Origin of the sequence: Methylobacterium nigriterrae (genome assembly GCF_037106235.1) — a bacterium.
Taxonomy (GTDB): Bacteria; Pseudomonadota; Alphaproteobacteria; order Rhizobiales; family Beijerinckiaceae; genus Methylobacterium; species Methylobacterium nigriterrae.
This window is the reverse complement of record NZ_JBAWTG010000027.1, coordinates 1-24,750: the sequence shown is the minus strand read 5'-3', so window position 1 is coordinate 24,750 and position 24,750 is coordinate 1. Positions and strand designations below refer to the sequence as shown.

24 protein-coding genes are annotated in these 24,750 nt (G+C 65.5%); 13 read left to right on the top strand and 11 right to left on the bottom strand.

The window, feature by feature from the left end:
* Positions 1 to 10: 10 nt before the first annotated feature.
* A complete protein-coding gene (locus WDW90_RS15845) occupies positions 11 to 1,237 on the bottom strand; it encodes an HlyD family secretion protein (protein WP_336488364.1) in 1,227 nt (408 codons plus the stop codon).
* A gap of 119 nt (positions 1,238 to 1,356) precedes the next feature.
* Between WDW90_RS15845 and WDW90_RS15840 the strand changes: the two genes are divergently transcribed.
* Entirely contained in the window at positions 1,357 to 2,016 is a 660-nt protein-coding gene (locus WDW90_RS15840) for a TetR/AcrR family transcriptional regulator (protein ID WP_336488363.1), read from the top strand.
* Between the two features lie 145 nt (positions 2,017 to 2,161).
* Here WDW90_RS15840 and WDW90_RS15835 read toward each other — a convergent pair whose 3' ends face one another.
* Entirely contained in the window at positions 2,162 to 2,338 is a 177-nt protein-coding gene (locus tag WDW90_RS15835) for a hypothetical protein (protein ID WP_336488362.1), read from the bottom strand.
* An 856-nt stretch (positions 2,339 to 3,194) separates the two neighbouring features.
* Here WDW90_RS15835 and WDW90_RS15830 point away from each other — a divergent pair.
* The gene (locus WDW90_RS15830) at positions 3,195 to 3,452 is read left to right on the top strand and encodes a hypothetical protein (RefSeq protein WP_336488361.1); all 258 of its coding nucleotides are present in this window, start codon (positions 3,195 to 3,197) and stop codon (positions 3,450 to 3,452) included.
* On the opposite strand, the gene WDW90_RS15825 is transcribed toward WDW90_RS15830, so the two are convergent.
* The 3 genes from WDW90_RS15825 to WDW90_RS15815 form a co-directional block, all read right to left on the bottom strand.
* On the bottom strand, positions 3,449 to 3,745 hold the full coding sequence (locus tag WDW90_RS15825; RefSeq protein ID WP_336488360.1) for a hypothetical protein: 297 nt from the start codon (positions 3,743 to 3,745) through the stop codon (positions 3,449 to 3,451). The genes WDW90_RS15830 and WDW90_RS15825 overlap by 4 nt on opposite strands.
* A gap of 174 nt (positions 3,746 to 3,919) precedes the next feature.
* Positions 3,920 to 4,261, bottom strand: a complete 342-nt coding sequence (locus WDW90_RS15820) for a CBS domain-containing protein (RefSeq protein ID WP_336488359.1) — start codon at positions 4,259 to 4,261, stop codon at positions 3,920 to 3,922.
* A gap of 178 nt (positions 4,262 to 4,439) precedes the next feature.
* On the bottom strand, positions 4,440 to 5,978 hold the full coding sequence (locus tag WDW90_RS15815; RefSeq protein WP_336488358.1) for a CYTH and CHAD domain-containing protein: 1,539 nt from the start codon (positions 5,976 to 5,978) through the stop codon (positions 4,440 to 4,442).
* 279 nt (positions 5,979 to 6,257) lie between these two features.
* Between WDW90_RS15815 and ppk2 the strand changes: the two genes are divergently transcribed.
* Together ppk2 and WDW90_RS15805 are read left to right on the top strand one after the other, a co-directional pair.
* Positions 6,258 to 7,181 carry a polyphosphate kinase 2 gene (ppk2, locus tag WDW90_RS15810; protein WP_336488357.1) on the top strand — a complete coding sequence of 308 codons (924 nt, stop codon included), beginning with the start codon at positions 6,258 to 6,260 and terminating at the stop codon, positions 7,179 to 7,181.
* A gap of 171 nt (positions 7,182 to 7,352) precedes the next feature.
* On the top strand, positions 7,353 to 8,873 hold the full coding sequence (locus tag WDW90_RS15805; protein WP_431311047.1) for a carbohydrate porin: 1,521 nt from the start codon (positions 7,353 to 7,355) through the stop codon (positions 8,871 to 8,873).
* Between the two features lie 9 nt (positions 8,874 to 8,882).
* On the opposite strand, the gene WDW90_RS15800 is transcribed toward WDW90_RS15805, so the two are convergent.
* Positions 8,883 to 9,491, bottom strand: a complete 609-nt coding sequence (locus WDW90_RS15800) for a CorA family divalent cation transporter (protein WP_336488355.1) — start codon at positions 9,489 to 9,491, stop codon at positions 8,883 to 8,885.
* Between WDW90_RS15800 and WDW90_RS15795 the strand changes: the two genes are divergently transcribed.
* A complete protein-coding gene (locus tag WDW90_RS15795; protein ID WP_336488354.1) occupies positions 9,466 to 9,696 on the top strand; it encodes a hypothetical protein in 231 nt (76 codons plus the stop codon). The genes WDW90_RS15800 and WDW90_RS15795 overlap by 26 nt on opposite strands.
* 234 nt (positions 9,697 to 9,930) lie before the next feature.
* On the opposite strand, the gene WDW90_RS15790 is transcribed toward WDW90_RS15795, so the two are convergent.
* Positions 9,931 to 11,559 carry an inorganic phosphate transporter gene (locus tag WDW90_RS15790; protein WP_336488416.1) on the bottom strand — a complete coding sequence of 543 codons (1,629 nt, stop codon included), beginning with the start codon at positions 11,557 to 11,559 and terminating at the stop codon, positions 9,931 to 9,933.
* A 650-nt stretch (positions 11,560 to 12,209) separates the two neighbouring features.
* Between WDW90_RS15790 and WDW90_RS15785 the strand changes: the two genes are divergently transcribed.
* Positions 12,210 to 13,286: a class I SAM-dependent methyltransferase gene (locus WDW90_RS15785; protein ID WP_336488353.1), complete on the top strand. Its 1,077-nt coding sequence runs from the start codon at positions 12,210 to 12,212 to the stop codon at positions 13,284 to 13,286.
* 254 nt (positions 13,287 to 13,540) lie between these two features.
* On the opposite strand, the gene WDW90_RS15780 is transcribed toward WDW90_RS15785, so the two are convergent.
* A complete protein-coding gene (locus tag WDW90_RS15780; protein WP_336488352.1) occupies positions 13,541 to 13,825 on the bottom strand; it encodes a hypothetical protein in 285 nt (94 codons plus the stop codon).
* A 440-nt stretch (positions 13,826 to 14,265) separates the two neighbouring features.
* Here WDW90_RS15780 and WDW90_RS15775 point away from each other — a divergent pair, with 440 nt between their 5' ends.
* Positions 14,266 to 15,732, top strand: coding sequence for an FAD-dependent oxidoreductase (locus WDW90_RS15775; protein WP_336488351.1), 1,467 nt, complete (start codon positions 14,266 to 14,268; stop codon positions 15,730 to 15,732).
* Between the two features lie 11 nt (positions 15,733 to 15,743).
* On the opposite strand, the gene WDW90_RS15770 is transcribed toward WDW90_RS15775, so the two are convergent.
* Positions 15,744 to 16,724 (bottom strand): AraC family transcriptional regulator, encoded by a 981-nt coding sequence (locus WDW90_RS15770; protein WP_336488350.1) that lies wholly within the window; start codon positions 16,722 to 16,724, stop codon positions 15,744 to 15,746.
* A 95-nt stretch (positions 16,725 to 16,819) separates the two neighbouring features.
* Positions 16,820 to 17,707: a LysR family transcriptional regulator gene (locus WDW90_RS15765; RefSeq protein WP_336488349.1), complete on the bottom strand. Its 888-nt coding sequence runs from the start codon at positions 17,705 to 17,707 to the stop codon at positions 16,820 to 16,822.
* Positions 17,708 to 17,860: 153 nt separating this feature from the next.
* On the opposite strand from WDW90_RS15765, the gene WDW90_RS15760 reads away from it, so the two are divergent.
* On the top strand, positions 17,861 to 18,964 hold the full coding sequence (locus WDW90_RS15760; RefSeq protein WP_336488348.1) for an NADH:flavin oxidoreductase: 1,104 nt from the start codon (positions 17,861 to 17,863) through the stop codon (positions 18,962 to 18,964).
* Positions 18,965 to 19,194: 230 nt separating this feature from the next.
* Positions 19,195 to 19,728 (top strand): YkgB family protein, encoded by a 534-nt coding sequence (locus tag WDW90_RS15755; RefSeq protein WP_336488347.1) that lies wholly within the window; start codon positions 19,195 to 19,197, stop codon positions 19,726 to 19,728.
* A 218-nt stretch (positions 19,729 to 19,946) separates the two neighbouring features.
* Here the strand turns inward: WDW90_RS15755 and WDW90_RS15750 are convergent, their stop codons facing one another.
* Positions 19,947 to 20,567, bottom strand: coding sequence for a CGNR zinc finger domain-containing protein (locus WDW90_RS15750; protein WP_336488415.1), 621 nt, complete (start codon positions 20,565 to 20,567; stop codon positions 19,947 to 19,949).
* 250 nt (positions 20,568 to 20,817) lie between these two features.
* On the opposite strand from WDW90_RS15750, the gene WDW90_RS15745 reads away from it, so the two are divergent.
* From WDW90_RS15745 to WDW90_RS15730, 4 genes are all read left to right on the top strand, one after another.
* Positions 20,818 to 21,669: an alpha/beta fold hydrolase gene (locus WDW90_RS15745; RefSeq protein ID WP_336488346.1), complete on the top strand. Its 852-nt coding sequence runs from the start codon at positions 20,818 to 20,820 to the stop codon at positions 21,667 to 21,669.
* A gap of 80 nt (positions 21,670 to 21,749) precedes the next feature.
* Positions 21,750 to 22,721, top strand: coding sequence for a zinc-binding alcohol dehydrogenase family protein (locus WDW90_RS15740; RefSeq protein WP_336488345.1), 972 nt, complete (start codon positions 21,750 to 21,752; stop codon positions 22,719 to 22,721).
* 26 nt (positions 22,722 to 22,747) lie between these two features.
* The gene (locus WDW90_RS15735; protein ID WP_336488344.1) at positions 22,748 to 23,518 is read left to right on the top strand and encodes an SDR family oxidoreductase; all 771 of its coding nucleotides are present in this window, start codon (positions 22,748 to 22,750) and stop codon (positions 23,516 to 23,518) included.
* Positions 23,519 to 23,544: 26 nt separating this feature from the next.
* Entirely contained in the window at positions 23,545 to 24,225 is a 681-nt protein-coding gene (locus WDW90_RS15730; RefSeq protein ID WP_336488343.1) for a haloacid dehalogenase type II, read from the top strand.
* Positions 24,226 to 24,750: the final 525 nt, after the last annotated feature.

Sequence of the window (24,750 nt, the reverse complement as noted above, 5' to 3'; positions counted from 1 at the left end):
GATCGCCTCCTCAGTTCGCCGTCGAGGCCGTGCGGGTCACCTTCGGCTTGGCGCGCGTGTCGATGCTGGGCACGACTGACATCCCGGGCCGGAGCTCACCCATGGCCTCGACGTCACCGTCGAGGGCAATGCGGACCGGAATACGCTGCACGACCTTGGTGAAGTTGCCCGTGGCGTTGTCAGGCGGCAGCAGCGAGAAGGTCTGCCCGCTCGCAGGCGCGAGACTGTCGACGCGGCCATGGAACACTCGGCCCGGGAACATGTCGACCTCGATGTCGACCTTCTGGCCGGCCTTCACGTCGGTGAGCTGCGTCTCCTTGTAGTTGGCAATCACGTAGGCCGCCGACAGCGGCACGACGGACATGAGCTGGGTGCCGGCCTGCACGTACTGGCCAACGCGCAGGGTCCGATTGCCGACCACCCCGTCGGCCGACGCAACGATCGCCGTGTAACTCAGGTCGAGTTCGGCTTGGCGCTCGGCGGCCTCGTCATGGAGGAGTTTGGCCTCGGCCTGGGCCAGGTCCGCCTTGAGTTGGTCGACCTGCCTGACCGCGGAGGACAGGGCCGCATTGTCCCGCTGCACGCTCGCTCGCGCCGCGGCGATCCGGGACGCCGCGTTCTGGGCGTTCTGGACGCTGCCGTAGCCGGTCTTGGCCAGATCGGCGTAGCGCTTGTTCTCCTGCTCGGCGAAGGTCTCGTTGGCCTGATCGAGAGCAATGGTCGCCCGGGCGCTCTCGATGACCGAGTCCTGCGTTGCGAGCGCGGCCTTCCTGCTCTGGATCGCGGCCCGAGACACGGCGACGTTCGAGCGCGCCTGATCGAGAGCAGTGCGGTAGTCGCGATCATCGACCCGGGCGAGCACCTGCCCAGTCTTCACGGGCTCGTTGTCGCCCACGAGCACGGCGGCGAGATAGCCGGAGATCTTTGGTGCGATCGTGACGTTGTCGGCTTGGACGTAGGCGTCGTCGGTCGAGACCTGGAAGCGACCGACTGTCCAGTAATCGTGGCCGTACCAGCCGCCCACGCCGAGCGCTGCAACTGTCGCAGCCGCCATCAAAATCCGCTTGAGGGGCTTGCGGGGTTTCGTAGGCGCCTGCGTCTCCGCGGAAGCTTCCATTGCGAGGCTTGCGTCCGCCGACGCGGGTGAGAGCCGGTTCGCCGCGTCTCTGAGGCCCTTGAGGGCCTCCTCGGCGCTGATCTCTCGCTCGACCGTAAGCTGCACAGAATGGCTCGTCATGATCGTCACTCCAGCTTGAGCGCGCTCGGAGGAGTGGAGGCTCGAATTAGGAAACTTGCTATTTTCCAAATAGCGCTCTATCGTTCGGTTTGTAAGTCCCCGGGGCGGGAAATTTTTTTATGGACACCGCGACCACACCGCGCCGGCCGCGTGGCAGGCCTCAGGCGAGATCTGATCAGGAAACCTTGGCCGTCATCGCCGAGGCAGCCCGCCACCGCTTCGTCGAGACAGGGTATTCGAACACGCCGATGGAGCAGGTAGCCAAGGCTGCGGGGGTCTCGACCAAGACGCTCTACCGCTTGGTTCCGACCAAGGCAGACCTGTTCAAGCTGACCATTTCCGAGCGAATCGGACGCTTCATGTTGGCGCTCGACGAAGGCTTGCTCGCTCGGCTTCCGTTCGCGGATGCGCTTGAGCGGCTGATGACGAAGTACGGTGAACTGGTACTCTCAGCAGAGGTCATCGCGGTCCAGAAGCTTGTCTTGTCGGAGAGCGACCGCTTTCCCGAGCTGGCGCAGGAATTTCAGTCCGGCGCGATCCAGGCCATGCAGGATGTGATCGCGCGCCTGCTTCGCCGGGGCTGCGCAGAGGGGATCATCGCTCTCGACGAACCGCGGGCCGCCGCCGGCATGCTGCGCGGGATGATGGCCTTGGAGCCGCAACGCGCCCTCATGACGGGCGCTCGGCGTCCGCCCGATCCGGATGAGATCGCCGAGCGGGCGAGGATCTGTGTCAGCTTGTTCTTACATGGCTGCGCAAAGGGCGCTGAGCAACGGTAGAAATGAGACGTTGCATGAAGGTGGCTGTGCGTCCAGCATCCGCACAAAACGGCGGGATACTACTGGAAAACTTGGCCGCTACGTTGTGAGCGCCTCACTCATTACTCTGTAGCCGAGGGCCCGGGGTCAGCCAATCCAGCAGACTTCAGTTATCTGAGGAACCCTGACCTTCCCCGGCCTGCATGGCTTGGCCACTTGCGGCCCGTTCTCTGTTCAAGATCGAGGTGCGCCCGTCCACCCGAGCCAGCTTTTGGTCGAGGTCACGGATCACCCGGTCGGCCACATCAAGCCGCTGCTCGATGACGTGCAGGCGACGCGACAAGCGCTCCTCCGCAGCCTGCGAAACCCGAAGGTCAGCACGCAGACGTTCCTCGATGCCTTCCCGTGTCAGTCAGGAGCTTGCGGAGCCAGCGCAGCATGGGACCTCACGACCTACTGGCCATGATGTAGCTCGAAGGTCCGTGCGCGCCAGAGCCGCCCCACGTCGCCCCAGCTGCAGCTCCTGCTTCAGCCTGTCACGAAACATGACTTGGCACGCCAGACCGGCCGGTGCCGAACGGCAGCCGTCTGCTCTGAGTGTTTCACGAACTGAGGGCACGATAGCGTGGTTCCGCAACTGCCTATTGTCCTCAGGCGATCCCGCCGGTGGTGCTCGGCCGCGATGACATCCGACACGGTGCGCCGGCCTATAAGTCTGCCTCTGCGCAGATCAGAGCAGCGCGCCTGCTTGCTTCCTTCAATGCTGCAAAGAAAGTCTCAGTTGGGTCGGCGCCAGCCTCAACAGTGACGTCCGCTTTTTGCCAGTTGGTGCTCAGAAGCGGACAGGCAGCTTCCGGCCAGGCTCAGTAATTCGGCATTGCGCCCATTACGGCCGTTCAGCCGGCCCCGGCGCCTCCTCCGTAGCGGACGTTGCAGCAGCTCAGCTTGTAAGTCTGAGTTGCGCCAAGAGCCGACGTTTATCCCTGTGCAGCAGCAGGTCCGCTCTGCAGGCATGAGCAGACCTTCCCGACAGGTCGCGGCATTCCTCAGCCAGAGCTGTCACACACCTCGGCATACTGAATGCTATGGTTGGGTCGTTGCGGTTGTCATCCTACCCGAGGTTTTTTTGCAGCAGCGGCGGGATGGGCGCGGCCAACCCTCTCCCCGCTCTGCCCGATACGCTCCTATTGAGGATGGCCATGGCCAAGACCGAGAAATTCAAGAAGGCCGCACAGGACGCTGCGGAAACGGAGGCCAAGATTGTGGCCGCCGTTCACAAGCTGGTTGCCAAGTTCCAAGCGAAGGCGCAGCGGGCCGCCGAGCGGCTGAAGACCGCCAAGGGTGACGACAAGCGCGCGATCTACCGCCGCCGGTTCGAGCTCTATGGTGACGTCGCGAGCGACCTGGAAGAGCGGGTCCGTCGGCTACGCAGCGGCCCGGAGGACAGGGACACCTAAGCGGCCTTGCGGCGGCCTTTGCGGTTCTTGCGCGGCGGCTCAACGGCTGACACGGCCTCAGTGCCCATCTCTTCGGTGCCGTCATCGCCGCGCGAAGCCAGCTCCTGCACGCGCCGCGCCTGGTCCGGGTCGATTTCGGCAGTGAGGATCATGGCCGTGAAGGCAGCCCGACTGACCTGCTTCTTGGAGGCTTCAGGGTGGTGCCGACGAACCGCTGCCAGGAGGTCCTTTGGCTTTATGTCCGGCGTCGCCAACGTCGTGATGGTCCGTGCGACCCCATCCAGTCCGCTCATGCGCGCCTCCTCACGTGATGGACGACAGGAAGAGCCACAGCTTATTGCGTCAAGGAGCTATTGCCACGAAAATATCATTATGTGCTGTATTTGGGCACGATGCGACCAAGTGGGATCTTACTGTATATCTCGAAACATGCGCCTCGTCTGTTAGTTGCTTGAACAGACTGAGAGCTATCCCGCAACTTCGTCCTGAGCTCGCATTTGCTCGTAGCGCTGGCGCATGAGCCGGTACTCGGTCGGGATGTCCCGCATGGAGATCATGCCCATGACCTGCGCCTCCTGCATCACGGGCAGGTGCCGGAAGTGGCCGTCGAGCATCTTCTGGAGCGCGTCGGCCAAGCATTCCTCGACGTCGATCGTCTGCGGATCTGATGTCATCACAGCCCGGACCGGCGTGAGTTGCGGGTCCAGCTCGACCGCGATGACCCGGGCGATCACGTCGCGCTCGCTGATGATGCCGATGAGGCCGCCCCCCTCCGTGACGGCGAGCGCGCCGACGTGATGCTCGCGCAACCTCCGGCACACCTCTGTAACTGTGGCCGCAACGTCGATGGCGTGGAGGGACCGACCACGCACTAGTTCACCAACGCTACGGATGATCATGACCGACCTCCACTGACGCAGTGCCAGGATAATCGGCAGGCGCGTCGGGAGGTTCACGAAACGGTCATATGGTGGGAGAGCCGGTCAGCTACCGCCAGAACGGCTTGGCATCGACCAGATCCTTGTGTGCGTCGGCGGCGGCCGCCAGGAGCTTGCGCGTGCGTGCCTCAAGGTCGGCGGCCGTGATGCCTGCCGCGAACAGGGCCGAGGCACCCGCATGCTCCCCCGCGATGTTCCGCACGACCTCATGGCCCGTGGCGATGTCGTTGAGGGCACCGAGGTGATCCTGCAGCTCGGAGAGCGCTTTGACGAAGGTGACGTGACGCTTCACCGCCTTCTTGGCCGGGTAGAGACCGGCGAAGAACTCGGCCCCGTAGCGCAATTTTTTGGCGGCGATGCGTACTTGGTGCCGGTCCACTGGGCTGAGTACGTCGAGATCGCGGCCGCGCCGCTTCACCTGACGTCGGCGTCGATCGAGTTCACGCGCCGCAAACTCACGTGCGGCCTCCTCGCGCAGTGTCACACGCTCTTCGGCCTCGTCTCCGAGCCAGGGGCCGGCGTTGATCCAGCCGACGAGATCGAGCAGCAGCGCGCGCCATTCCGCCGACTGCAGCAGCGTCCGGATGGACTCGTAGGCTTGTGTGCGCCGGCCTTCGAGCTGCGTCTCCAGGTTGAGCAGCCCGGGCTCGTCCGGGTGCCGCTCGCGCTCTGCCGGCAGCGTGGTGGCAAGGAAGACGTCGAGGTTGCGGGCATGGCCCAGCGGCTCCGTCATCCGCTTCAGCTCAACCCGGAGGCGGGCACCTTGCGGATCGTCGATGAGGTCTCCGAACAGCGAGAAGGCCGAGCGCAATCGCCGGATCGCGACGCGCACCTGATGCAGGGCGTTCGCGTCGCGGCCCAGCAGCAGAATGTCTTCGTTCAGCCGCATGTGGCGCAAGCAGGCATGTGACACGGCCTGGAACGCCTCGGCCGCGCTCATGTCCTCGCGCAGCGGCACAGGCTCGGCCTTGCGCACACGGTCGAGTTCGCTTGAAGCCAGCACGTAGCCGCGCTCGGCCTTGCTGCGGACCCCAAGGCGTAGCGGGATGAGAGAGGCGACCGCATGGGCCAGGGCGAACACGTCGCCGGCCACGCCGTCCTTCAGCTCCAGCTCCACCTCGCAGATCGGAATGGTCCTGTCGCCCGCAACCGGCGCCGTGATCCGGCCTGTGTCGAGGGCAACCTCGATGCGGGATCGGCCCTGCTCGACCAGGTACCTGCGCCGCGTCACGGCGGTGGTGAACAGAGGCTGCAGGGCGTCCTTGCGGGCGAGCACCTTGGCGAGGGGCGTGTCGGCCAAGACCCCGAGGTCCGGCTGCGGACCGGCAACCTCCTGCTCCCATTCGGGCCGGTCGAAGAGGCCATCACCCCCGGCCTTGAGGGTCTGGATGAAGCGCTCGCCGCTCCGGCGCACCCGCAGCCCGAGCCCGGCCTGGCGCAGGCTCTGGTCGGTCGTGTCGAAGTAAACCGATTCCAGATCCGCCTCGCCCTGCTCGGAAGCCTCCTGCAGGAGCGGGTGGCTCTGCAACGTGGTGAGGTCGGAGGGCTCGCATTCCAGCTTCAGCTCAATCTCGCGCGGTCCGGTCATCCAGTCCTTCCTGCTGCCATGATGGCCACAACACGCCCACACTGGTGCGCGCTGCGGTTTCGGATCAGCAACGCGCCGAGGGAGGCTCCGGATCAAACCCGAGCGCGTTCCATCACAAGGTAGGGATCCTGGCGGCACCGAAGAGCATAGACAGGGACATGGCAGGCGGAGAGCTTCGATAGCGCCGACCGAGTCCGGCAAGTTGGCCCATGCTTCTCAGGCTTGTCATGGAAGCCTGATCCTATCACCGACCCTCCATGCACCTTCGAGGTGGTGACGATGATGCCTGACGAACGCACGCCTCACGATGCCGACATTGAGGCGATCCGCCGCGAGCTCGCCGACAGCTACGACGAGGAGTTCGAGCTGGAGCTCGAAGATGAGCGCCTGGAGCGTCTTGAGGCGCGTTCCGACGAGGCGCGACCGGATGGCCTGAGCCGCAAGATCTACTTCCGCGAGCTGCTGCGGCTGCAGCACGAGCTGGTGCAGCTTCAGGACTGGATACAGGACCGGAAGCTGCGGGTGGTGGTGCTGTTTGAAGGCCGCGACTCGGCCGGCAAGGGCGGCGTGATTAAGCGCGTCACTCAGCGCCTCAACCCACGCGTCTGCCGGGTGGCCGCCCTGCCCGCCCCAAGCGAGCGCGAGCGCAGCCAGTGGTACTTCCAGCGCTACGTCGCCCACCTGCCGGCTTGCGGCGAGATCGTGCTGTTCGACCGCTCCTGGTACAACCGAACCGGTGTCGAGCGGGTCATGGGCTTCTGCAGCGAGGCCGATGTCGAGGAGTTCTTCCGCTCGGTGCCAGAGTTCGAGCGCATGCTGGTGCGCTCGGGCATCGTGCTGCTGAAGTACTGGTTCTCGATCACGGATGCCGAGCAGGAACTTCGCTTCCGCATGCGGATCGAGGATCCACTCAAGCAGTGGAAGCTCTCGCCGATGGACGTTGAATCGCGCCGCCGCTGGGAAGATTACACGAAGGCGAAGGAGGACATGCTGGCGCGCACCCACATCCCCGAGGCGCCCTGGTGGGTGGTCGAGGCCGTGAACAAGAAGAGCGCGCGCCTGAACTGTATCAGCCACCTCTTGGAACAGATCCCCTACGGGGAGGTCGAACACCCACCCGTCCAGCTGCCGCCGCGTGAGCGCCACGCCGACTACGTACGCGGGCCGGTCCCGGCCGAGATGTACGTGCCGTCCCGTTACTGAGAAGGTCGGGCGACGCGCATGAGATGGGTGGTCAGCGGATGCGCCGCCGGCTCCACCCCACAGGCTCTTTTTCCACATCCCGAAGAGCCGTGACGCTGCAGGCATGACAGGAGCATCCTGAGTTTTCATGGCTGGGCGCGCAGAACTGACATGAGGGGTGCAGACGCCAGGATGCCACGCAGCTTCTGCGCGTTAGGACGGCGATACGTTGGGCTTGCAGCACTGCTTGCGTCGAGCTCCGCGGCCATTGCGCAACCGACGCTTGACGTTCTCAGCGAGGCCACGCGCGTCGCCGCCGAGGGGGTAGCCATCGGCTCCGACGCGGGCGCGGGCGGCGATCCTCAGACCTCTGTCGCTCAGCCGGTTTTCTCGGCTCGGCGCTCGGCGGAGGTGACGACCTCGATCGAGGAGCTGCTGGGACCGGCCGGAGATCCGGGCGGGTTCCGAGCCTTCCTGCGCACGCGCGGCATCAACTACGACTTGATCTACTTTACTGAAGCCGTTCACACCGTGCGCGGTGGCATGTGGCGAGGCACCGCGACGCTCGGGCTGGTGGATGTCGATGTCGACGTCGACCTTGATATCCTGGCAGGCTGGCAGGGTGGAGCGCTTCACACGACCTTCTACCAGATCCACGGCACCGGCGCGTCGCGCTCCTTCGTCGGCAATCTGCTGACCGTTAGCGACATCGAGGCCCTGTCGTCCACCCGCCTCAACGAGCTGTGGTTCGAGCAGAGCCTGTTCGATGGCCGCGTCGCCGTGCGCGTTGGACAGCTCGCCACCGACACCGAGTACATGGTGAGCCAGACCGGTATCCTGTTCACCAACGGGTCGTTCGGCTGGCCCGCAATTCTGGCGACCGATATCCAGGGTGGCGGTCCCTCTTATCCGCTCGCCTCGCCGGGCGTGCGCGTGAAGGTTGTGCCCAGCGCCAATCTGTCGTTCCAGGCCGGCCTCTACGACGGTGATCCAGGCGGGCCCGACCGGTTCGGGCGCGAGCCCGATCCCCAGCGGCGCAACCGCACTGGCACCCGCTTCCCCTTGTCTGATCCGGCGCTCGCGATCGCGGAGGTGTCCTACGCCTACAACATCGAGCCGGGCGCCAAGGGTGAGCCCGGCACGGTGACGCTGGGCGGCTGGCATCATTTCGGCCGGTTCAACGCGCTCGGCCATGACACGAATGGGCGCTCCCTGGCTGACCCGGCGAGTTCGGGCCTCGGCCGTCGGCTGCGCGGTGACAGTGGCGTCTACGGCCTGATCGACCAGACTATCTACCGCGAACCGAATGACCCGAATGACGGCGCCAGCGTGTTCCTGCGCGCTTCGGGCTCGCCGGGCGACCGCAACCTGATCGATCTCTACCTGGATGGCGGCATCGCCTACCGAGGCCTCTTCCCCGGTCGCTCGGACGACACGATGGGGTTGGCAGTGGGCTACGCCCGCATCGCGCGTGCCGCGCACCGACTCGACGTCGAGGCGGCCGCCCTCGGCGATGGGCCGCGTCCTCGGCGCAGCATGGAGGCGGTGGTGGAAGCCACCTACCAGGCGGTGCTCGGGCCGGGCATCGCCCTGCAGCCCAGCATCCAGTACGTGTTCAAGCCCGGCGGCGGCATTCCTAACCCGCGCGATCCGGACGGCGCCAGGATCCGCAACGCCACCGTGTTCGGCCTGCGCGCCACGATCCGCTACTGAGGCCGCCGCTCAGTCCCGCGGCGGCCGGATGCCGAGCCCGCGGATCAGCGCGAAGGCAGCGAGCGCCGAGACGACGGCGACCGCGATGGCGATCGACGAGCCGCTGTCGTTCTCGGCGAGCGGCAGGCCCTTGGTGTTCATGCCGAACAGACCCGTCACGAGGGTCGGCGGCAGGAACAGGGCGGTCAGCACCGACAGGGTGTAGAGCTGACGGTTCGAGGCTTGCGCGAGGTAGGAGGCCAATTCCTCCTGCATCAGCCGGCTGCGGTCGGCGAGCATCACCATGTCCCGGTCGAGCGCATCGAGTCGCTGTGCGACGCGGGCCGCCGCGGCGATGGCGGCTGCTGGTACCTGCTCGTCACCGGCAGCTGTTTCGAGGCGGTGGAACACCGCGCGAAGTCCCAAGAGCTGACGGTGCAGGCGCACCGCGTCCCGGCGGATCGGCCCGAGCCGCCGGCGCTCACCGCGCACCCGCTCGTCGAGGATGTGGTCCTCGATCTCGTCGAGTTCGTCGGCCAGGCGACCGCCGGTCTTGGCCATCGCGGTCACCACATGGTCGACGATGCCTTCGAGCAGCTGGACAGGTGCGAGGATGCTCTGCCCCCCCGGCAGCAGCATCGCGGGCAAGGTCGGGCCCGACAACGGGGTGGCGCCGGCCGCTCGCGAGGAGGCGCGATCCCATCACGAAATGCAGGCGCCCGCCCGCATCGACCTTGGTGGGCTCGCCGGCCTCGCGGACGAGATCGGCCACGACGCCGCCGATATGGCCGTCCTCGACCATGAGGCGCTGGTGCGGATCGCTGGCGAAGGCAGCCGCCGTTAAATACCGTGGACCGAGCCGACCCTCGGCCACGAGGTCGGCGAGCCGCGCGTCATTCAGGTTGAAGTGCAGCCAGGTGAAACCCTCGCCGAAGCGTCCGGGAGCGGTCAGGTCCTCGTCGCGTCCGACGAGGTGCCCGCAGCCGCTCTCGTCGAAGCGCATGGCCCAGAGCAGGCCCGGCAGCGCCGGCTCGTCGCACAGCAGCCGGACCGGCGCGGTGGGAGCAGCCATCCTGCTTCAGAACACGTGACGCAGGATGAAGAACAGCGTGCCGGCAATCAGGATCGCGGCCGGCAGCGTCGTGACCCACGCCAGCGCCATGTTGCGTACGGTGGAGAGCTGCAGGCCCGAGCCATTCGCCGCCATGGTGCCGGCCACGCCGGACGAGAGGATGTGCGTGGTCGAGACCGGCAAGCCGTAGAGCTCGGCGAGCCCGATCGTCCCGGCCGCCACGATCTCGGCCGAGGCGCCCTGCGCGTAGGTCAGGTGAGTCTTGCCAATCTTCTCGCCGACGGTGACCACAATCCGCTTCCAGCCGACCATGGTGCCGAGGCCGAGCGCCAGCGCGACGCAAACCTTCACCCAGTCGGGAATGTAGCGGGTGCCGGCGTTCAGGAGCTCCGTGTAGCCCTTGAGCGTCTTGGCCTCAGTCTCCGAGAAGGCCGCGCCGGATTTCGGCAGCAGACGGATCGCGTCGGAGGCGAGGTACATGTCGTTACGCACGTTGGAAGTCGCACCTGCGGGGACCTGACGGATCGAACCGTAGTTCTTCACCACGTCCGCGATGTCCGCCGATAAGGCAGCCAAGGCGCCAAACACCTCCGGCCTGTTCAGCTCCTTCGCCTTCAGCGCACCGGCGACCGTCTTGCGAGCCTGGGCCGCATCAGGCTGCACCGTTCCGTCGGCACGAGCGGCGAACAAGGTGCTGGCAGCCTGCGAGTTCTGCACGAAGGCCGGCGTCGCATCCGCCGTCATCGTTCGGTTCAGCGCGTAGGCGGTGGGCGCCGCGCCGATCAGGATGAGCATGATCAGGCCCATGCCCTTCTGCCCGTCGTTGCCGCCGTGGAAGAAGGAGACGAGGGTGCAGGTCAGGATCAACAGGCCACGGATCCAGAGCGGGGGCGGCGTGTCGCCCTTCGGAGCTTCGTACAGGTCCTTACGGCGGACCGTGAACTTGAGGGCCAGCAACAAGAGCGCGGCAAGCACGAACCCACAGACCGGGCTGAAGGCCAGCGCCCTGAACACGCCGAGCGCCTGGTTCCAGTCGACGCCCGAGGTGCCGTCCTGGCCGCCCATGAATTGGTTGGCGAGACCGACGCCGAGAACCGAGCCAATCAAGGCATGCGAGGAGGAGTTCGGTAAGCCGAGGGCCCAGGTGCCAAGATTCCAGATGATGGCGGCGAGCAGCAGGGCGAAGATCATGGCGTAGCCCGCGCCTGAGCCGACCTGCAGGATCAGTTCGACGGGCAGCAGGGTCACGATGGCGTAGGCGACCGCTCCCGATGAGAGCAGGACGCCCAGGAAGTTGAAGGCGCCCGACCAGATCACCGCGACGAGAGGCGGCATCGAGTGGGTGTAGATCACGGTGGCGACCGCGTTGGCGGTGTCGTGGAAGCCGTTCACGAATTCGAAGCCCAGCGCGATCAGGAGCGCGAGGCCGAGAAGCACGAAGGCGCCAACGGCCAGGGGCTCCTGGTGGACAGCGTTCATGTCGGCGACCAGGCTGACGACCGCGTAGCCAAGTCCGGCGACGAGGACGAGTAAGAAGGCGATGACGCCGCTCGGGTGGATGCCGTGGTCAAGGCGAGGCTTGCCGGTTGGCGCATGGCTTACTGTTCCGCTCGGGGCCAGAGCTGCGTCGGACATCATCGCCTCAAGAAAATTTTGTGAACTAGACCGGGATTAAAGACGCCACATGACAAATGGGTGACATCTTGACTGCAATGAGATATATTAAGGATCTCGGCTGCTAGCTGCTGAGCTGTGGAAGTATTGCATCATTAACTGCGATTTTCCTCGGCGCGAGTGCGAATCAGGCGACCGCGGACTGGAAGGCTGTCCCGCTGCAAATTCGCTTGATCAACTGCGCATGACATTACAGCCGCCGTTGCCGTGTTGGCTTCTTCCTCAATAGCAGACCCTCTCTGCGACAAGGCGGAAGGTCCGGAAGGGGTCGTGATGAGGCTTTGGATGGGATCGCGCTGAAGGTCCGCTTCTTTGGTTTGAACGCTGAAAGCCGTCATTCAGCTTTCGGCCACCTTCGGTCGTTCCGCTTCGCTGCACGAGTGAACCTTCATCTCTATGCGTTGAGCGGAGGGCGGATCCAGCTCGCAATGCGGGACAGTCGCAACGCGATGAGCCCTGTCCATCCGGTTGGCTGCTCCGCACCACGGCCCGCGCCAGCGTCAGCATGGAAATAATCGTGGAACGGTACGAACAACACGCCGCTGCTGTCTGAACTTGTCTCAAGGCTGGGAAGCAACGTTATTGCTCGGCTGATTGCCGCCGAGGTGACCATGACCTCCAAAGAATCAGGCCTGGGTCACGCTGCTCCCATGCAGGGGGGCGGCTTCTACAACCAGCACGCGCAACTGCAAGCCTGCGGTGGCGCAATCGGCCTTGGTCTGCTCTCTCAAGCCGTCGATGCGCTGCAATCGCTCGAGCCACCTCTGACCATCGCCGACTTCGGGTGCGCCCAAGGGCGCAACTCACTATCGCCCCTGCGCATCGCGATCGAAAGGCTGCGCGAGCGCGCCGACAGCGAAATCCCGATCTCCGTCGTGCACACGGACCAGCCCGAGAACGACTTCACCTCGCTGTTCGTGCTTTTGAGGGACAGCCAAGAGAGCTACCTGAACTTGGATCATCCGATCTTCGCCTCGGCGATCGGGCGCTCGTTTTACGAACAGATCCTTCCGTCTGCATCGGTCACGCTGGGTTGGAGTTCGTTTGCCGCGCATTGGCTCAGCGCCAATCCGGTCCCGGAGCCCGGCCACATCTGGACGCGCCTGACGCCGCCCGGCGTGCGCGCCCACTTTGCGCAACAGGCTGCGAGCGACTGGCGAACATTCCTCTCGCGCAGGGCCTGTGAGCTGAGAACAGGTGGGCGCCTGGTTGTCGTCCAGCCGGCTCTGGAGGAGGCGGAGACGACATCGTTTTCAGTCCTGATGGGATGGGCCCAGGCGGAGTTGGAGCTATTGACGGAGACGGGCTTTCTGCAACCGGCGGAACTCTCCCGCATGGTCATCCTGCAGTACGAGCGTCACCCGTCAGAGGTGCGCGCACCATTCGGCGATGGTGCGTTTGCGGGCTTGGTTGTGGAGGCAGAGAACCTCAGCAGGCTTCCTGATCCGTTCTGGACTGCCTATCAAGCGAACGGTGATCGGGACGCGCTGGCGGAGCGCTATGTGCGGTTCTTCCAGGCACCATTTCAGCCGTCCCTGTTTGCGGCGCTCGACGAAAGTCGCAGCCCTGAGTTCCGCCAAGAGTTTGCCGCGCGCCTTGAGGCGGCCCTGCGTCAGCGTATCGTTGCCGAGCCCCGATGCCTGCTGACGCCGCTGATGGTCCACGCGATCCTCGTCACCAAGCGATGATGGCTGCATCCGGCATGCACCGGGATGCAAATGCCGGCTTCGTGCCCATAACGCTCGTACTCGCCGCCGTCCCGGCAGACCGAAAGCAGCCATTGCAACGGCTCGGCTCGAGGGCCGGATTGCGCCACTACCGGACCTTGGCTCCGAGCCGGGAAACGGACCTTCGGCTTCGCGCCCATTTCGGCCATCCAAACGACTTGGAGAGCGTCTCCGAAGCGGACGGTACAGCGGCCCAGCTTGGGGTCTGATTGGCGTCAATGCTGTTCTCTATTCGGCAAATCCGACATGCCGCCAGCCGGGATTCCCCACGGTAACACCGACGGCCGAGTCAAAGCCAACAGGCCAAAGCCGACACTGTTCGCGCGGCGCCCCGCATTGCCGATGATGCTCCCACAAAGAGCGACAGGTTCGAAAAGTGACGGCCATTTTTGAGATGATGGAGCATCAAATGGTGCCAAGGTAGCATTAATGATATCGTTTTCGGGCCGTACTGTGACCTTACGTTCGCAGCCGAAGCGAAGGAGCGTCACATGTTCCATACGGCTTTCTCATCCAACCGAGCCACTGGCCGCACCACTTCGTCGAGACTGGTCTCCGCTGCCGTCGCCACTCTCGTCCTCATCAGCACGGCGGTAACGCCGGCAGCGGCAGAGCACTTCATGTCGGAGTCGGCCGCCGCCTCGAAGCCGGTCCAGCTGCCACCGCTCCACACGACGACAGGTTTTCGGCGCGTGAGCTCCGTCGGCCAGACCAAGCCGCCGGGTGCAGCACTGGATTGGCGCGCCGGCACGACCACGGGTCTCGACGCTCAAAGTCGTCGCCTGGATCAGCTCATCAGTACCACGATTTGCAGTCGCTGCTGATCCGACGAATGCTAGCGCGACCGCAGCCGGAGGTGTCAGCCGGATTGCCGGAACGCGTTCTCGCCCGCCTCCACCGAGGCAGACCTTTGCGTACGCTTATTTCCGGAGCTGCGACCATGAGCGCGACTGACCCGTCACTCGACACACGTCCGGGGCACGAGCAGGCAAGGAATGCGGAGGCACGAGCCGCATCCCAGCCGGAACACTTCGACGTGCTGATCCTCGGCAGCGGCCAAGGCGGCAAGCTGCTGGCTTGGCATCTGGGGCGCGCCGGTCGGCGGGTCGCCGTCGTCGAGCGCCGCTGGGTCGGAGGCTCGTGCCCCAACATCGCCTGTCTGCCCAGCAAGAACGAGATCTGGAGCGCCAAGGTCGCGCACCTCGTGCGCCACGCCGCGCGTTTCGGGACCATCACCGGCCCGGTCACGACCGACATGGAGGCGGTCCGGCAACGCAAGCGAGCGATGGTCGAGGGTGAGGTTGCGTTCCACCTCAAGGCATACCACGAAGCCGGCGTCGACCTGAGCATGGGCAGCGGGCGCTTCGTCGCCCCGAAGACCCTGGAGGTGCGGCTCAACGATGGCGGCACACGCGTGCTGACGGGCGACCAAGTGTTCCTCAACGTGGGAACGCACGCGACCATCCCGGCCATTCCCGGGCTCGCGGAGGCCGCTCCTCTCACCCACATCGAGACCTTGGAGCTCGATGCCGTGCCCTCGCACCTGATCGTGCTGGGTGGCGGCTACGTCGGCCTGGAGATGGCGCAGGCCCTGGGTCGCTTCGGGAGCCGCGTGACCATCCTCCAGGCCCGGCCTCAGCTCCTGAGCAACGAGGATGCCGACGTCGCTACCGAGATGCGGGACATCCTGACGGCCGAGGGCATTACGGTCGTCACGCACGCCGAGACCCTGAGCGTCACGGGCCATTCCGGTCAGGCGGTCAGCCTTACCGTGCGCACAGGCGCCGGCGAACAGACCATCGACGGGAGCCACATCCTCGTCGCCGCCGGGCGTTCGCCCAACACTCAAGGAATCGGGCTGGAAGAGGCGGGCGTCACGTTGACCGACCGAGGCTACATCCGCGTGAACGAGCGTCTGGAGACCAGCGCGCCCGGGGTATGGGCGCTCGGCGAGGCGGCCGGCAGCCCGCAATTCACCCACGTCTCCGTCGACGACTTCCGGATCATCCGGGACAATCTCGCGGGGGGCCAGCGTAGCACGCAGGACCGCTTGGTCCCGGCCAACATGTTCACCGAGCCACCGCTCGCCCGCGTCGGGCTGAACGAGCGCGAGGCGCAGCGCCAAGGCGTGTCTGTCCGGGTGGCGCGGCTGCCGATGAGCGCCGTGCTGCGGACGCAGACGACGGGTGAGACTCAGGGCTTCATGAAGGCCCTGGTCGGGGACGACGACCGCATCCTGGGCTTCACCATGATCGGCTCCGAGGCCGGCGAGGTCCTGGCGGTGGCGCAGACGGCGATGCTGGCGGGACTGCCCTACCAGCGGCTACGGGACGCCGTCCTGGCGCACCCGACGATGGCAGAGGGGCTTGGTCCACTCTTCGCGGGCGTGCCGCCGCAATCCCCGTAGCGACGCGGTCCTCACGATGGGAGTGACGGGAAGGCAAGTTCCGCGGATTGTGTGCCCCGGCGCCACTGCGCCGGGGTGACGCCCATGCGCTGCTTGAAGGCGCGCTGGAAGGCGGCTTCGGACTGGTACCCGACCGTCTCCGCAACCGCACCCGTGCTCGCGGACGGCTTCCGCAACTCGTTCGCCGCCAGGGTCATGCGGATGTTCGTCAACAGCTCGCTGGCGGACTGGCCCAGTCTCTCCTGGAACTGCCGCGCCACGGTCGCCCTCGACATGTTGCAGAGGCGCGCCAGCTTGGGCAGCGTCCACGAGCGGCCCGGCTCGTTGAACATGGCCGACAGGGCCGGAGCCAGGCGGGCATGGCCCGCCAGGGCCAGCAAGCCGACCGGCGTTTCCCGGGCTTCGCTGGCCAGACGTAGCGTCAGCGTGAACAGCGCCGTGGAGAGCGCATCCAGCATGGCCCGGCCGCCCAGGCCATCGGACACCGCCTCATGGCGCATGAGCGACACGAGGCCGGTCAGCACGTCCCGGGTTCCGGATGACGTCCCGGACGCGGCCGAGTCGGCCGTTCGCACCACGAGCCGCGGCGGCAGGTAATCCCGCAGCAAGCATTCCTGGGGGCGCGCGAGCATGAAGTGCCCGCAGAGCATGTCGAGCCGCTCGCCCGCACCCGCGTTCTCGCTGATCAGCAGGTTGGAAGCCGTCCGCGTGTGCGCCGGCGTCGCAAGGGCTCCGCTGCCATCGTGGAGGACGTGCGCCTCCCGCCGCGGGAGCAGCAGGATGTCCCCGGCCGAGAGGCGTAGCGGCGGGCCACCCGTTGGGTCCTCAAGCACGGCCGATCCGGCGACGAGGGCGTGATAGGCCATCTCGCCGACTTCCGCGCGCGCTTGGTCGATGCGCCAGGGGGCACCATAGGTACAGTAGATGTCGAGGCGTCCGCGGACGGGGACAAGCGCGAGCAGGCGGCTCAGCCAGTCCTCGGGTGTTGCCATGGCGGACCTACGGGTTTGGAACGATAGGGCGGAATACCGCCTGTTTTCCGCACTAATCAGCTCGCACGAGGCCTGTAAACCGCTTCCGGCGCTGCTCAGGACCGTGGACGGGCGGCCAGCTCTTCTTTCATGAGATCGAGAAACCTGCGCACCCGAGCGGGCGTGTGCTGCCGGGTCGGCAGCATCGCCCAGATGGCGAGCAGTTCGGGCTCGGCGACCTCCAGGGTGACCACGACGAGCCTCCCGTCGGCCAGGTCCCGTGCCACGTCCCAGTAAGTCAGGAGCGCGACACCGGCGCCAGCAACGCAGGCGCCGCGAACCGTATCGACGCTGTTGGCCGCCAAGCGGCCGTCGATCCGCTTCGCGATGGGTTTCCCGCCCTGGGTGAACGGCCACGCGTCCATCGCGTGCAGCGTCAGACAGGTATGCTCGTCGATGTCGACGAGCCGTTCGGGGCATCCGTGTTCCGCGAGGTAGCTCGGCGCGGCGCAGAGGATGCGCGGGTTGTTGGCCAGCTTCACGGCGACCAGCTCGGATGCTTGCAACGTGGCGACCCTCAGCGCGACGTCGATCCCGGATGCCGCGATGTCCACGATCCTGTCGCTGAAGATCAGATCCACGTGCAGCAGGGGATTCTCGGCCATCAGCCGAACTGCCTGCGGCACGACGAGTGCGCGCCCGATCCGGTTGGGCGCGGTCACGCGCAGGACGCCGCTCAGGCCTTCTTGGCGCTCCGAGAAAGCCGCCATGGCGGCGGCCTTCGCGTCGAGCATGGATTGGGCGAGCGGGAGGAACGTCTCGCCGTCCGCCGTCAGGGCGATCGTCCGGGTCGTGCGATGGAGGAGGCGAACCCCGAGCTCCTCTTCCAGAGCAGCCAGGCGGCGGCTGACCGCCATCGGCGAATGACCCGATAGTCGGCCCGCGGCCGACAGGCTTCCGGCCGAGACGATGGAGCAGAAGAGGGCGACGTTCGACAGATCCATCAGCATATCACCATGCGATAAGATCCTTAACGTCCGACCTCGCTACCGCGTGGACGGCGGCAAATCTAGCTTCCGTTCATCGAAACAAGACACGCGCGCTCAGCCGGGCACTTCCGCGGGGACCGGCGTGTCGTATGGCAGGGTCGGATCATCATGAGCACGAGCGCAGGCCCCCTCTTCACGGCCGCCGATATAAACGGCCTCTCCCTCCGCAACCGGTTCGCGGTCGCCCCGATGACCCGCGTGAGCGCGAACGAGGACGGTACCGCGACGGAGAGGATGGCCCGCTACTACGAGCGCTTCGCCCGGGGCGGTTTCGGCCTGCTGATCACCGAGGGCATCTACACGGACCAGGCGTTCGCGCAGGGCTACCGTGATCAGCCGGGCATCACCGACGCGGCGCAGGCGCGCGCTTGGCGACCGGTCGTCAAGGCTGCCCACCGGCACGGCGCCCGCTTCTTCGCGCAGCTGATGCATGCGGGCGCGATCAGCCAAGGCAATCGCTTCCGCGACGGCACCGTCGGCCCCTCGGCCGTCCAGCCCCTAGGCAGCCAGATGGAATTTTATTACGGCAGGGGCGCCTACCCGGCACCGTCCGCCATGACGGACGGGCAGATCGCCGAGGTGATCGACGGGTTCGCCACCTCCGCCGAGCGTGCCGTCGCCATTGCGGGTTTCGACGGGATCGAGATCCACGGCGCGAACGGCTACCTCATCGACCAATTCCTGACGGAACACACCAACCGGCGAAGCGACCGCTGGGGCGGCGGCGCCCGCGCGCGCGCCGCGTTCGCGGTAGCCGTGTTCAAGGCCGTGCGCGCGAAGGTCGGCGGGAACGTGCCGGTCGGTATCCGGATCTCGCAGGGCAAGGTCAACGACTTCTCCCACAAATGGGCTGGGCGCAATCGGGATGCGGAAGCGGTCTTCGCCACGCTCGCGGACGCCGGCGTGGACTACATCCACGTCACTGATCATGAGGCGTGGAAGCCAGCCTTCGAGGGCGGCCATGACAGTCTCGTCGCCCTCGCCCGCCGCTTCGCCCCGAACCTCGCGTTGATCGCCAACGGAGGGCTCCACGATGCATCCAGGGCACAGGAGGTCGTCGAGGCCGGGGCGGACATCGTGGCGTTCGGCAAGGGTGCGCTCGCGAACCCGGACTTACCCAATCGCATCGGTGCGGTGCGGGAATTGATCCCGTTCGATCCTGCCCTCCTCGGTCCCATCGCCGACATCAAGGCGCAGGAGCTTGCCCTCTGATCGGTAGGACGCATCGAGACTCAGCGTAGCGGCCAGGATGCTGTCTCGCCCGAGCTCAGCACTCGTCACATCGCCGGGCCGATCGATTAGCCGGTTGCGCCGATCAGCCGACGCTGCGAACCAGTCCGCTATGAGACTTTTCAGCATATTTTAGACTGATATAGGCATTCAAGGTCGCAAGCTCCGTCGATATGAAGGACAAACTGGACGCAACGCCTACGGAGGGCACCATGAACTTCCTCATCGACAAGCTGGCTGGCTCGGGCCTGCTCCGGCGCGACCTCGACTATCACCTGCTCCGGGCCGCGATGGTCGTCATCTTCGCTTGGTTCGGGTACGATAAATGGTTCGAAGCCGAGATCAGGGGACTTCTCCCCTTGATCACGCACGGTCCGTTCACCTCTTGGACGATTCAGATCCTCGGCATTCGCGGTACGGCCATTTTCCTCGGCGCGTCCGAATGGACCTTTGGCACGCTGCTGTTCCTGGGCTTCTGGAATAAGAAACTGGGCGTGTTGGGCGCTCTCGGTTCCACGGCCACATTCATCTCGACTTTGACGATCCTGCCGTTCGTGCCCGATGCCTGGGATGCCGGCGCCGGCGGATTTCCGGCCATGGCGATGAACGCCGCCTTCCTCCTGAAGGATCTCATCCTGCTGGTCGTCTCGATCTACTTACTCCGGCAAGACGTGATGCGGGCGATCGCGGTTCCCGACTCTGGTGAAGCGCACGGTACTTTCGCCGACCGGCCGCATAGGGCCTAATCTGACAATGCCCCTGGGGGCCCCACTGCTGGGTTCAGGGGCGCTTTGGCTGAGCCTACGGCAAACCCGGATGCGAGCTGCTGAAGGACCTCTGCCGTTCCGCTTTCGCGCTTCGTTCGGTGCAGAAGCTCCGAAGCCCTGACGACCATAGGTCGGACCACGCTTGTGGAAGCGGATCGTTTCCTCAGTCCGCCGGGCGACGCGAACGAGGTCTGCAGCTAGGGCCTGAGGCGGCTTCTGTGGGCAGCCTGCTTCGCCCTGTTGCCGCAAACCGCCATGCTGCACCATCGCCGTGCTCGACTGCGGGTGTGATCGGCAAACAGCAACGTGCAGCTATGACCCTCGCACGCCTTGATGTGCGTGAAGTCCTCATCGCAGACGAGCCGGGCCAGGGCCTCGCCAATCGGCTGGAGCAGGGAGTCCGGCGTGCGCCAATGACGCGCGGTCCGCAACTCCAGGCATGGGACGCCGTCATGGTTCTCGAAGACGATCTGACTGAAGCTCTGATCCCGCTCGAGGAGCCTGTTAAGTGGCTTGAGGTCGGATAGATCCTCGGAGCTGAGAGGCCGGCCTTTACGTTCGTCGACGAAGCCTCGGAACCACTCCCGCAGCTGACGGGCCTGAGCTGCGACGTCGTCGAGTTCACACGAGGTCGCACGGTCCCGTACGACCCTGGCAGCTGCCTCTGATAGGAGGCCGGCCTGCTCCAGCCAGTTCAGCAGGCCCTCGCCGTCACTGATCCAATCGACGGGCGTGTCGACAGGCGTCGCGATCGAATTGAGGAAATCGAGGCCCGGCGCGTCAGCCACGAGGATCGCGGGCGTGTGGTGAAGGTCCATTCCATTGCCTTGAAAGTCACTGGCAGCCTCGTCCCATATGGCGCCTAACCTAACAGGTTGCACCATTCCGGTTAGGCAAATCGCGGCCAACAATCCCATCCCGCGGCTCTTTGCCTGCAACGCGAGGACATCTTGGATTCCGCATTCGGCGCCCGCGAGCGTCATAACCGTCTCGATAACTGTTGACAGGTTATTCGGTGTCTCTCATAACCTCCAAAATGCATGCAAGGCGGTTACAGGGAGGAATGCCATGTCCGAGATCCGCTATCGCTCAGCAGACGTCGACGGCTTCAGGATCGCCTTCCGAGAGGCGGGCCGCCCCAACGCACCGAAGCTGCTCCTCCTCCATGGTTTCCCGAGCGCGGGGCACATGTTCCGCGATCTCATCCCGTTGCTGAGCGACCGCTTCCACCTCGTGGCACCGGATCTGCCCGGGTTTGGTCTGTCAGACATGCCGGCGCGGGATCGCTTTACTTACAGCTTCGACAACGTCGCTTCGGTGATCGACCGCTTCACCGAGGTGATCGGCTTCGACCGGTTCGCAGTCTACGTCTTCGACTACGGGGCACCGACCGGCTTCCGGATCGCCGCGAAGCATCCGGAGCGGATCACCGGCATCATCTCGCAGAACGGCAACGCCTACGAGGAAGGGTTGAGCGAGGGTTGGAACCCCATCCGGGCCTACTGGCAGGATCCGTCGCAGGCCAACCGCGACGCTCTCCGCAACTTCCTGAAGCCGGAGGCGACGATCTGGCAATACACGCACGGAGTCGCCGATGCGACCCGCGTCTCGCCGGACGGCTACTCGCTCGACAACTACTACCTGGGCCGTCCCGGTGCCGACGAGGTGCAGCTCGATCTGTTCGGCGACTACAAGAGCAACGTCGCCCTGTATCCGGCCTTCCAAGAGTACTTCCGCAGCCACAGGCCGCGCCTCCTGGCGATCTGGGGCCGCAATGACCCGTTCTTCCTGCCGGCAGGAGCCGAGGCGTACCGGCGCGACATCCCGGATGCGCAGGTGACCTTCCTCGACACCGGCCACTTCGCGCTCGAGACCCACGCCGCCGAGATCGCTTCGGCGATCCGCATCTTCCTCGCCTGAGCCCGACGCTGGGACGCCGCGAAGCGTCCCGCTCCGCCCATCGTGCGCCCGAACGGCGCCCAGCAATCAGGGAAGCTGCCATGCGTGCCATCGTCCTGGACGGTTTCGGGGGTCTCGACGTCCTGACCTACAGGGATATCCCCGAACCTGAACCGTTGGCCGGGCACGTCGTCATCGAGATCAAGGCCTTCGGCATCAACCACGCCGAAGTGCACATGCGCCGAGGCGAATGGGCCGAGGCGGCGCCAGTCTCGGGCATCGAGTGCGTCGGTATCGTCAAGTCGTGTCCCGGCGGCGAATTTCCGGTCGGCGCCAAGGTGGCGGCGCTGATGGGCGGCCTCGGGCGAACCATCAATGGCAGCTACGCCCAGGTCACGCGCGCTCCCGTCGGCAACGTTGCACTGATCGAGGCGGACCTTCCCTGGGCTGAGCTCGCGGCCATCCCGGAGACGTACGCCACCGCCTGGACCTGCCTGTTCCGCAATCTCGATATCCAGAAGGGACAGCTTCTGCTGATCCGCGGGGCGACCTCGTCGTTCGGGCAGGCTGCCCTCAAGATGGCGGTGAACGCCGGCGCCCGCGTCATCGCCACGACGCGCAACCCCGATCGGTTTGCCAAGCTGAAGGCGCTGGGTGCCGAGCGCTGCGAGATCGAGCGGCCGGACCTGTCGAAGCACATCTCCGACGCGAAGCAGATCGATGCGGTTCTGGATCTTGTCGGCAACAGCGTCGTCCTGGACTCGCTCGCGATGCTCCGCCGTGGCGGCCGTTCGTGCCTCGCCGGCTGGCTGGGCGGCCTCGCCCCGATCCCAGATTTCAACCCGCTGCTGCAGATGGCGAGCGGCGTCTACCTGACCTTCTTCGGCAGCTTCGTGTTCGGCACGCCGGGCTTCCCGCTCGCCGACGTCCCGCTCGGGCAGATCGCTCAGGACGCCGCTGCAGGGCGGCTCGACGTGAAGCCCGTCCGCATCTTCGGCTTCGATGAGGTCCACGAGGCGCACCGCCTGATGGAAGCCAGTGCGGCCACCGGCAAGATGGTCGTCGTGCACTGAGCCCGATCCGATCGGAGGATATCGAGATGACGAAGACGGCGGCCATCGTGACCGGGGCCAGCCAGGGCATCGGTCGAGCCACGGCCGTGCGCTTGGCCCGAGACTTCTCCGCGCTTGTGCTGGTAGCGCGGAACCGCATCAAGCTCGAGGAGACGGCCGCGGCCGTGAGGGCAGCGAGAGCCGAGGCCCTCGTGATCGACCTCGACCTTGCCGAAACAGGCGCGGCGGCAACAGTCGCCGAACAGACGCTGTCCGCGTTCGGCCGCATCGACGCGCTGGTCAACATCGCCGGCGCGGTTCCCGGGCTGGACGTCTTTCAGATGACGGACGAGCAGTGGCATGCGGGCTTGGAACTCAAGCTTCACGCAGCTCGGCGCCTCACCGTTCAGGCGTGGAATGCCCTGAGCGTGTCTCAAGGCGCGGTCGTGTTCATGTCGGGCAACGCCGCCGTGATCCCGCGGGCGGGCGCAGCAGCTGTGGGCGCGATCAACGCGTGCATAGAGGCCTTGGCTAAGGCGTTCGCGGAACGCGGCATCGTGGATGACGTGCAGGTCAACTGCGTGTCGCCCGGCGCGATCATGACCGACCGTCGCACGGCGATGCTTCAGAGAGCCGCTGAGGCCAAGCAGATTGACATCGAGGACGCGAAACGGGGCTTCCTGAGACAGGCCGGAATCGCCCGCTTCGGGACAGCGGAGGAGATCGCGGATGTGGTGGCGTTCGTCGTCTCCCCGGCGGCGCATTGGATGACCGGGACCGTGCTTCGGATGGACGGCGGAGAGGTCAGGTCGGTCTGAGTTCAGTCCCATTCATCCAGGAGGCCATGATGCCCACGCCTGATATCCTGATCGGCGCCCGCGCCGTCGTCTTCGATGCCTACGGCACCTTGCTTGATGTCCATTCCGCCGTGCAGCGCCATGCCGGCTCGATTGGGCCCGACGCGAAGCCGTTGTCGGACACCTGGCGTCAGAAGCAACTCGAGTATTCCTGGGTGCTCTCCCTGTGTGGCCGGTACATGACATTCTGGACATTGACGGAGAGGGCGCTCGATTACGCGTTGGCCCGTCATCCAAATGTGGACCCGTCCTTGAGGCCGGCGCTTCTGGAAGCCTACCGAAGACTGGATGCCTACCCGGAAGTGCCCGCGACCCTGGACGTACTTCGGACACAAGGGCTCAAGACCGCGATCCTGTCCAACGGCGACACGGCGATGCTCGACATGGCGGTCAGGAGCGCCGCGCTTCACGATCACCTCGACGCGGTTTTGTCGGTCGACCCCGCCGGGGTCTTCAAGACCAGTCCGCGCGCCTACGACCTCGCGCTCGAGCGGCTTGGAGTCGATATACGGGAGATCGTGTTCGTGTCGTCAAATCGGTGGGATGTGGCTGGAGCGGCCGCCTACGGCTTCACGCCGGTGTGGGTGAATCGCACACGTCAGCCAGAGGAGTATCCCGACCTCGCGCCTGTGCAGGTGATCGACAGCCTCGGCGCGCTTCTCAGGTGACGTTGTGGCCGGAACGCGAGCACTCCGCAGCCTTGAGCTGATCCGGCGTTCCATAACCCTTCCCCCGCTGCTGCAAACCGTAGCGCGCCGAACTCCATCGGTGGGAAAATCGGTCTTCGTGATCCATCTGGAATGCAACGGTACGGCGCGTCCGCTTTGCGCATGAAAAGGTTTTAAAGCGGTCGGGCCGCTTTCGGCCAGGATCAGCCATGCGGCATTGCGCCCTTTTCGGCCGTTCGGCCGACTCCGGCGCCTCCTCCGTAGCGGACGTTGAAACAGCTCAGCTTGTAAGTCTGAGTTGCGCCATAAGCGAGTTTGGTCGTTCGGCTCACAGAGGCAGCTATTCCGTTGGGAGCGGACGTTCGCGGGTTGGGTGTTGTGGAGCTTCGGACAGCCGCTTGGCCGCTCAAAAACAATCCCCACCGGATGAGGGCGGGGTTGTAGCTCAACGACGATGAGGGTGAGAGTGGCTTGCAGGCTGCTTATGCGGCACGCACGGTTGCCAAGAAGCGGCTCACCTCGGCC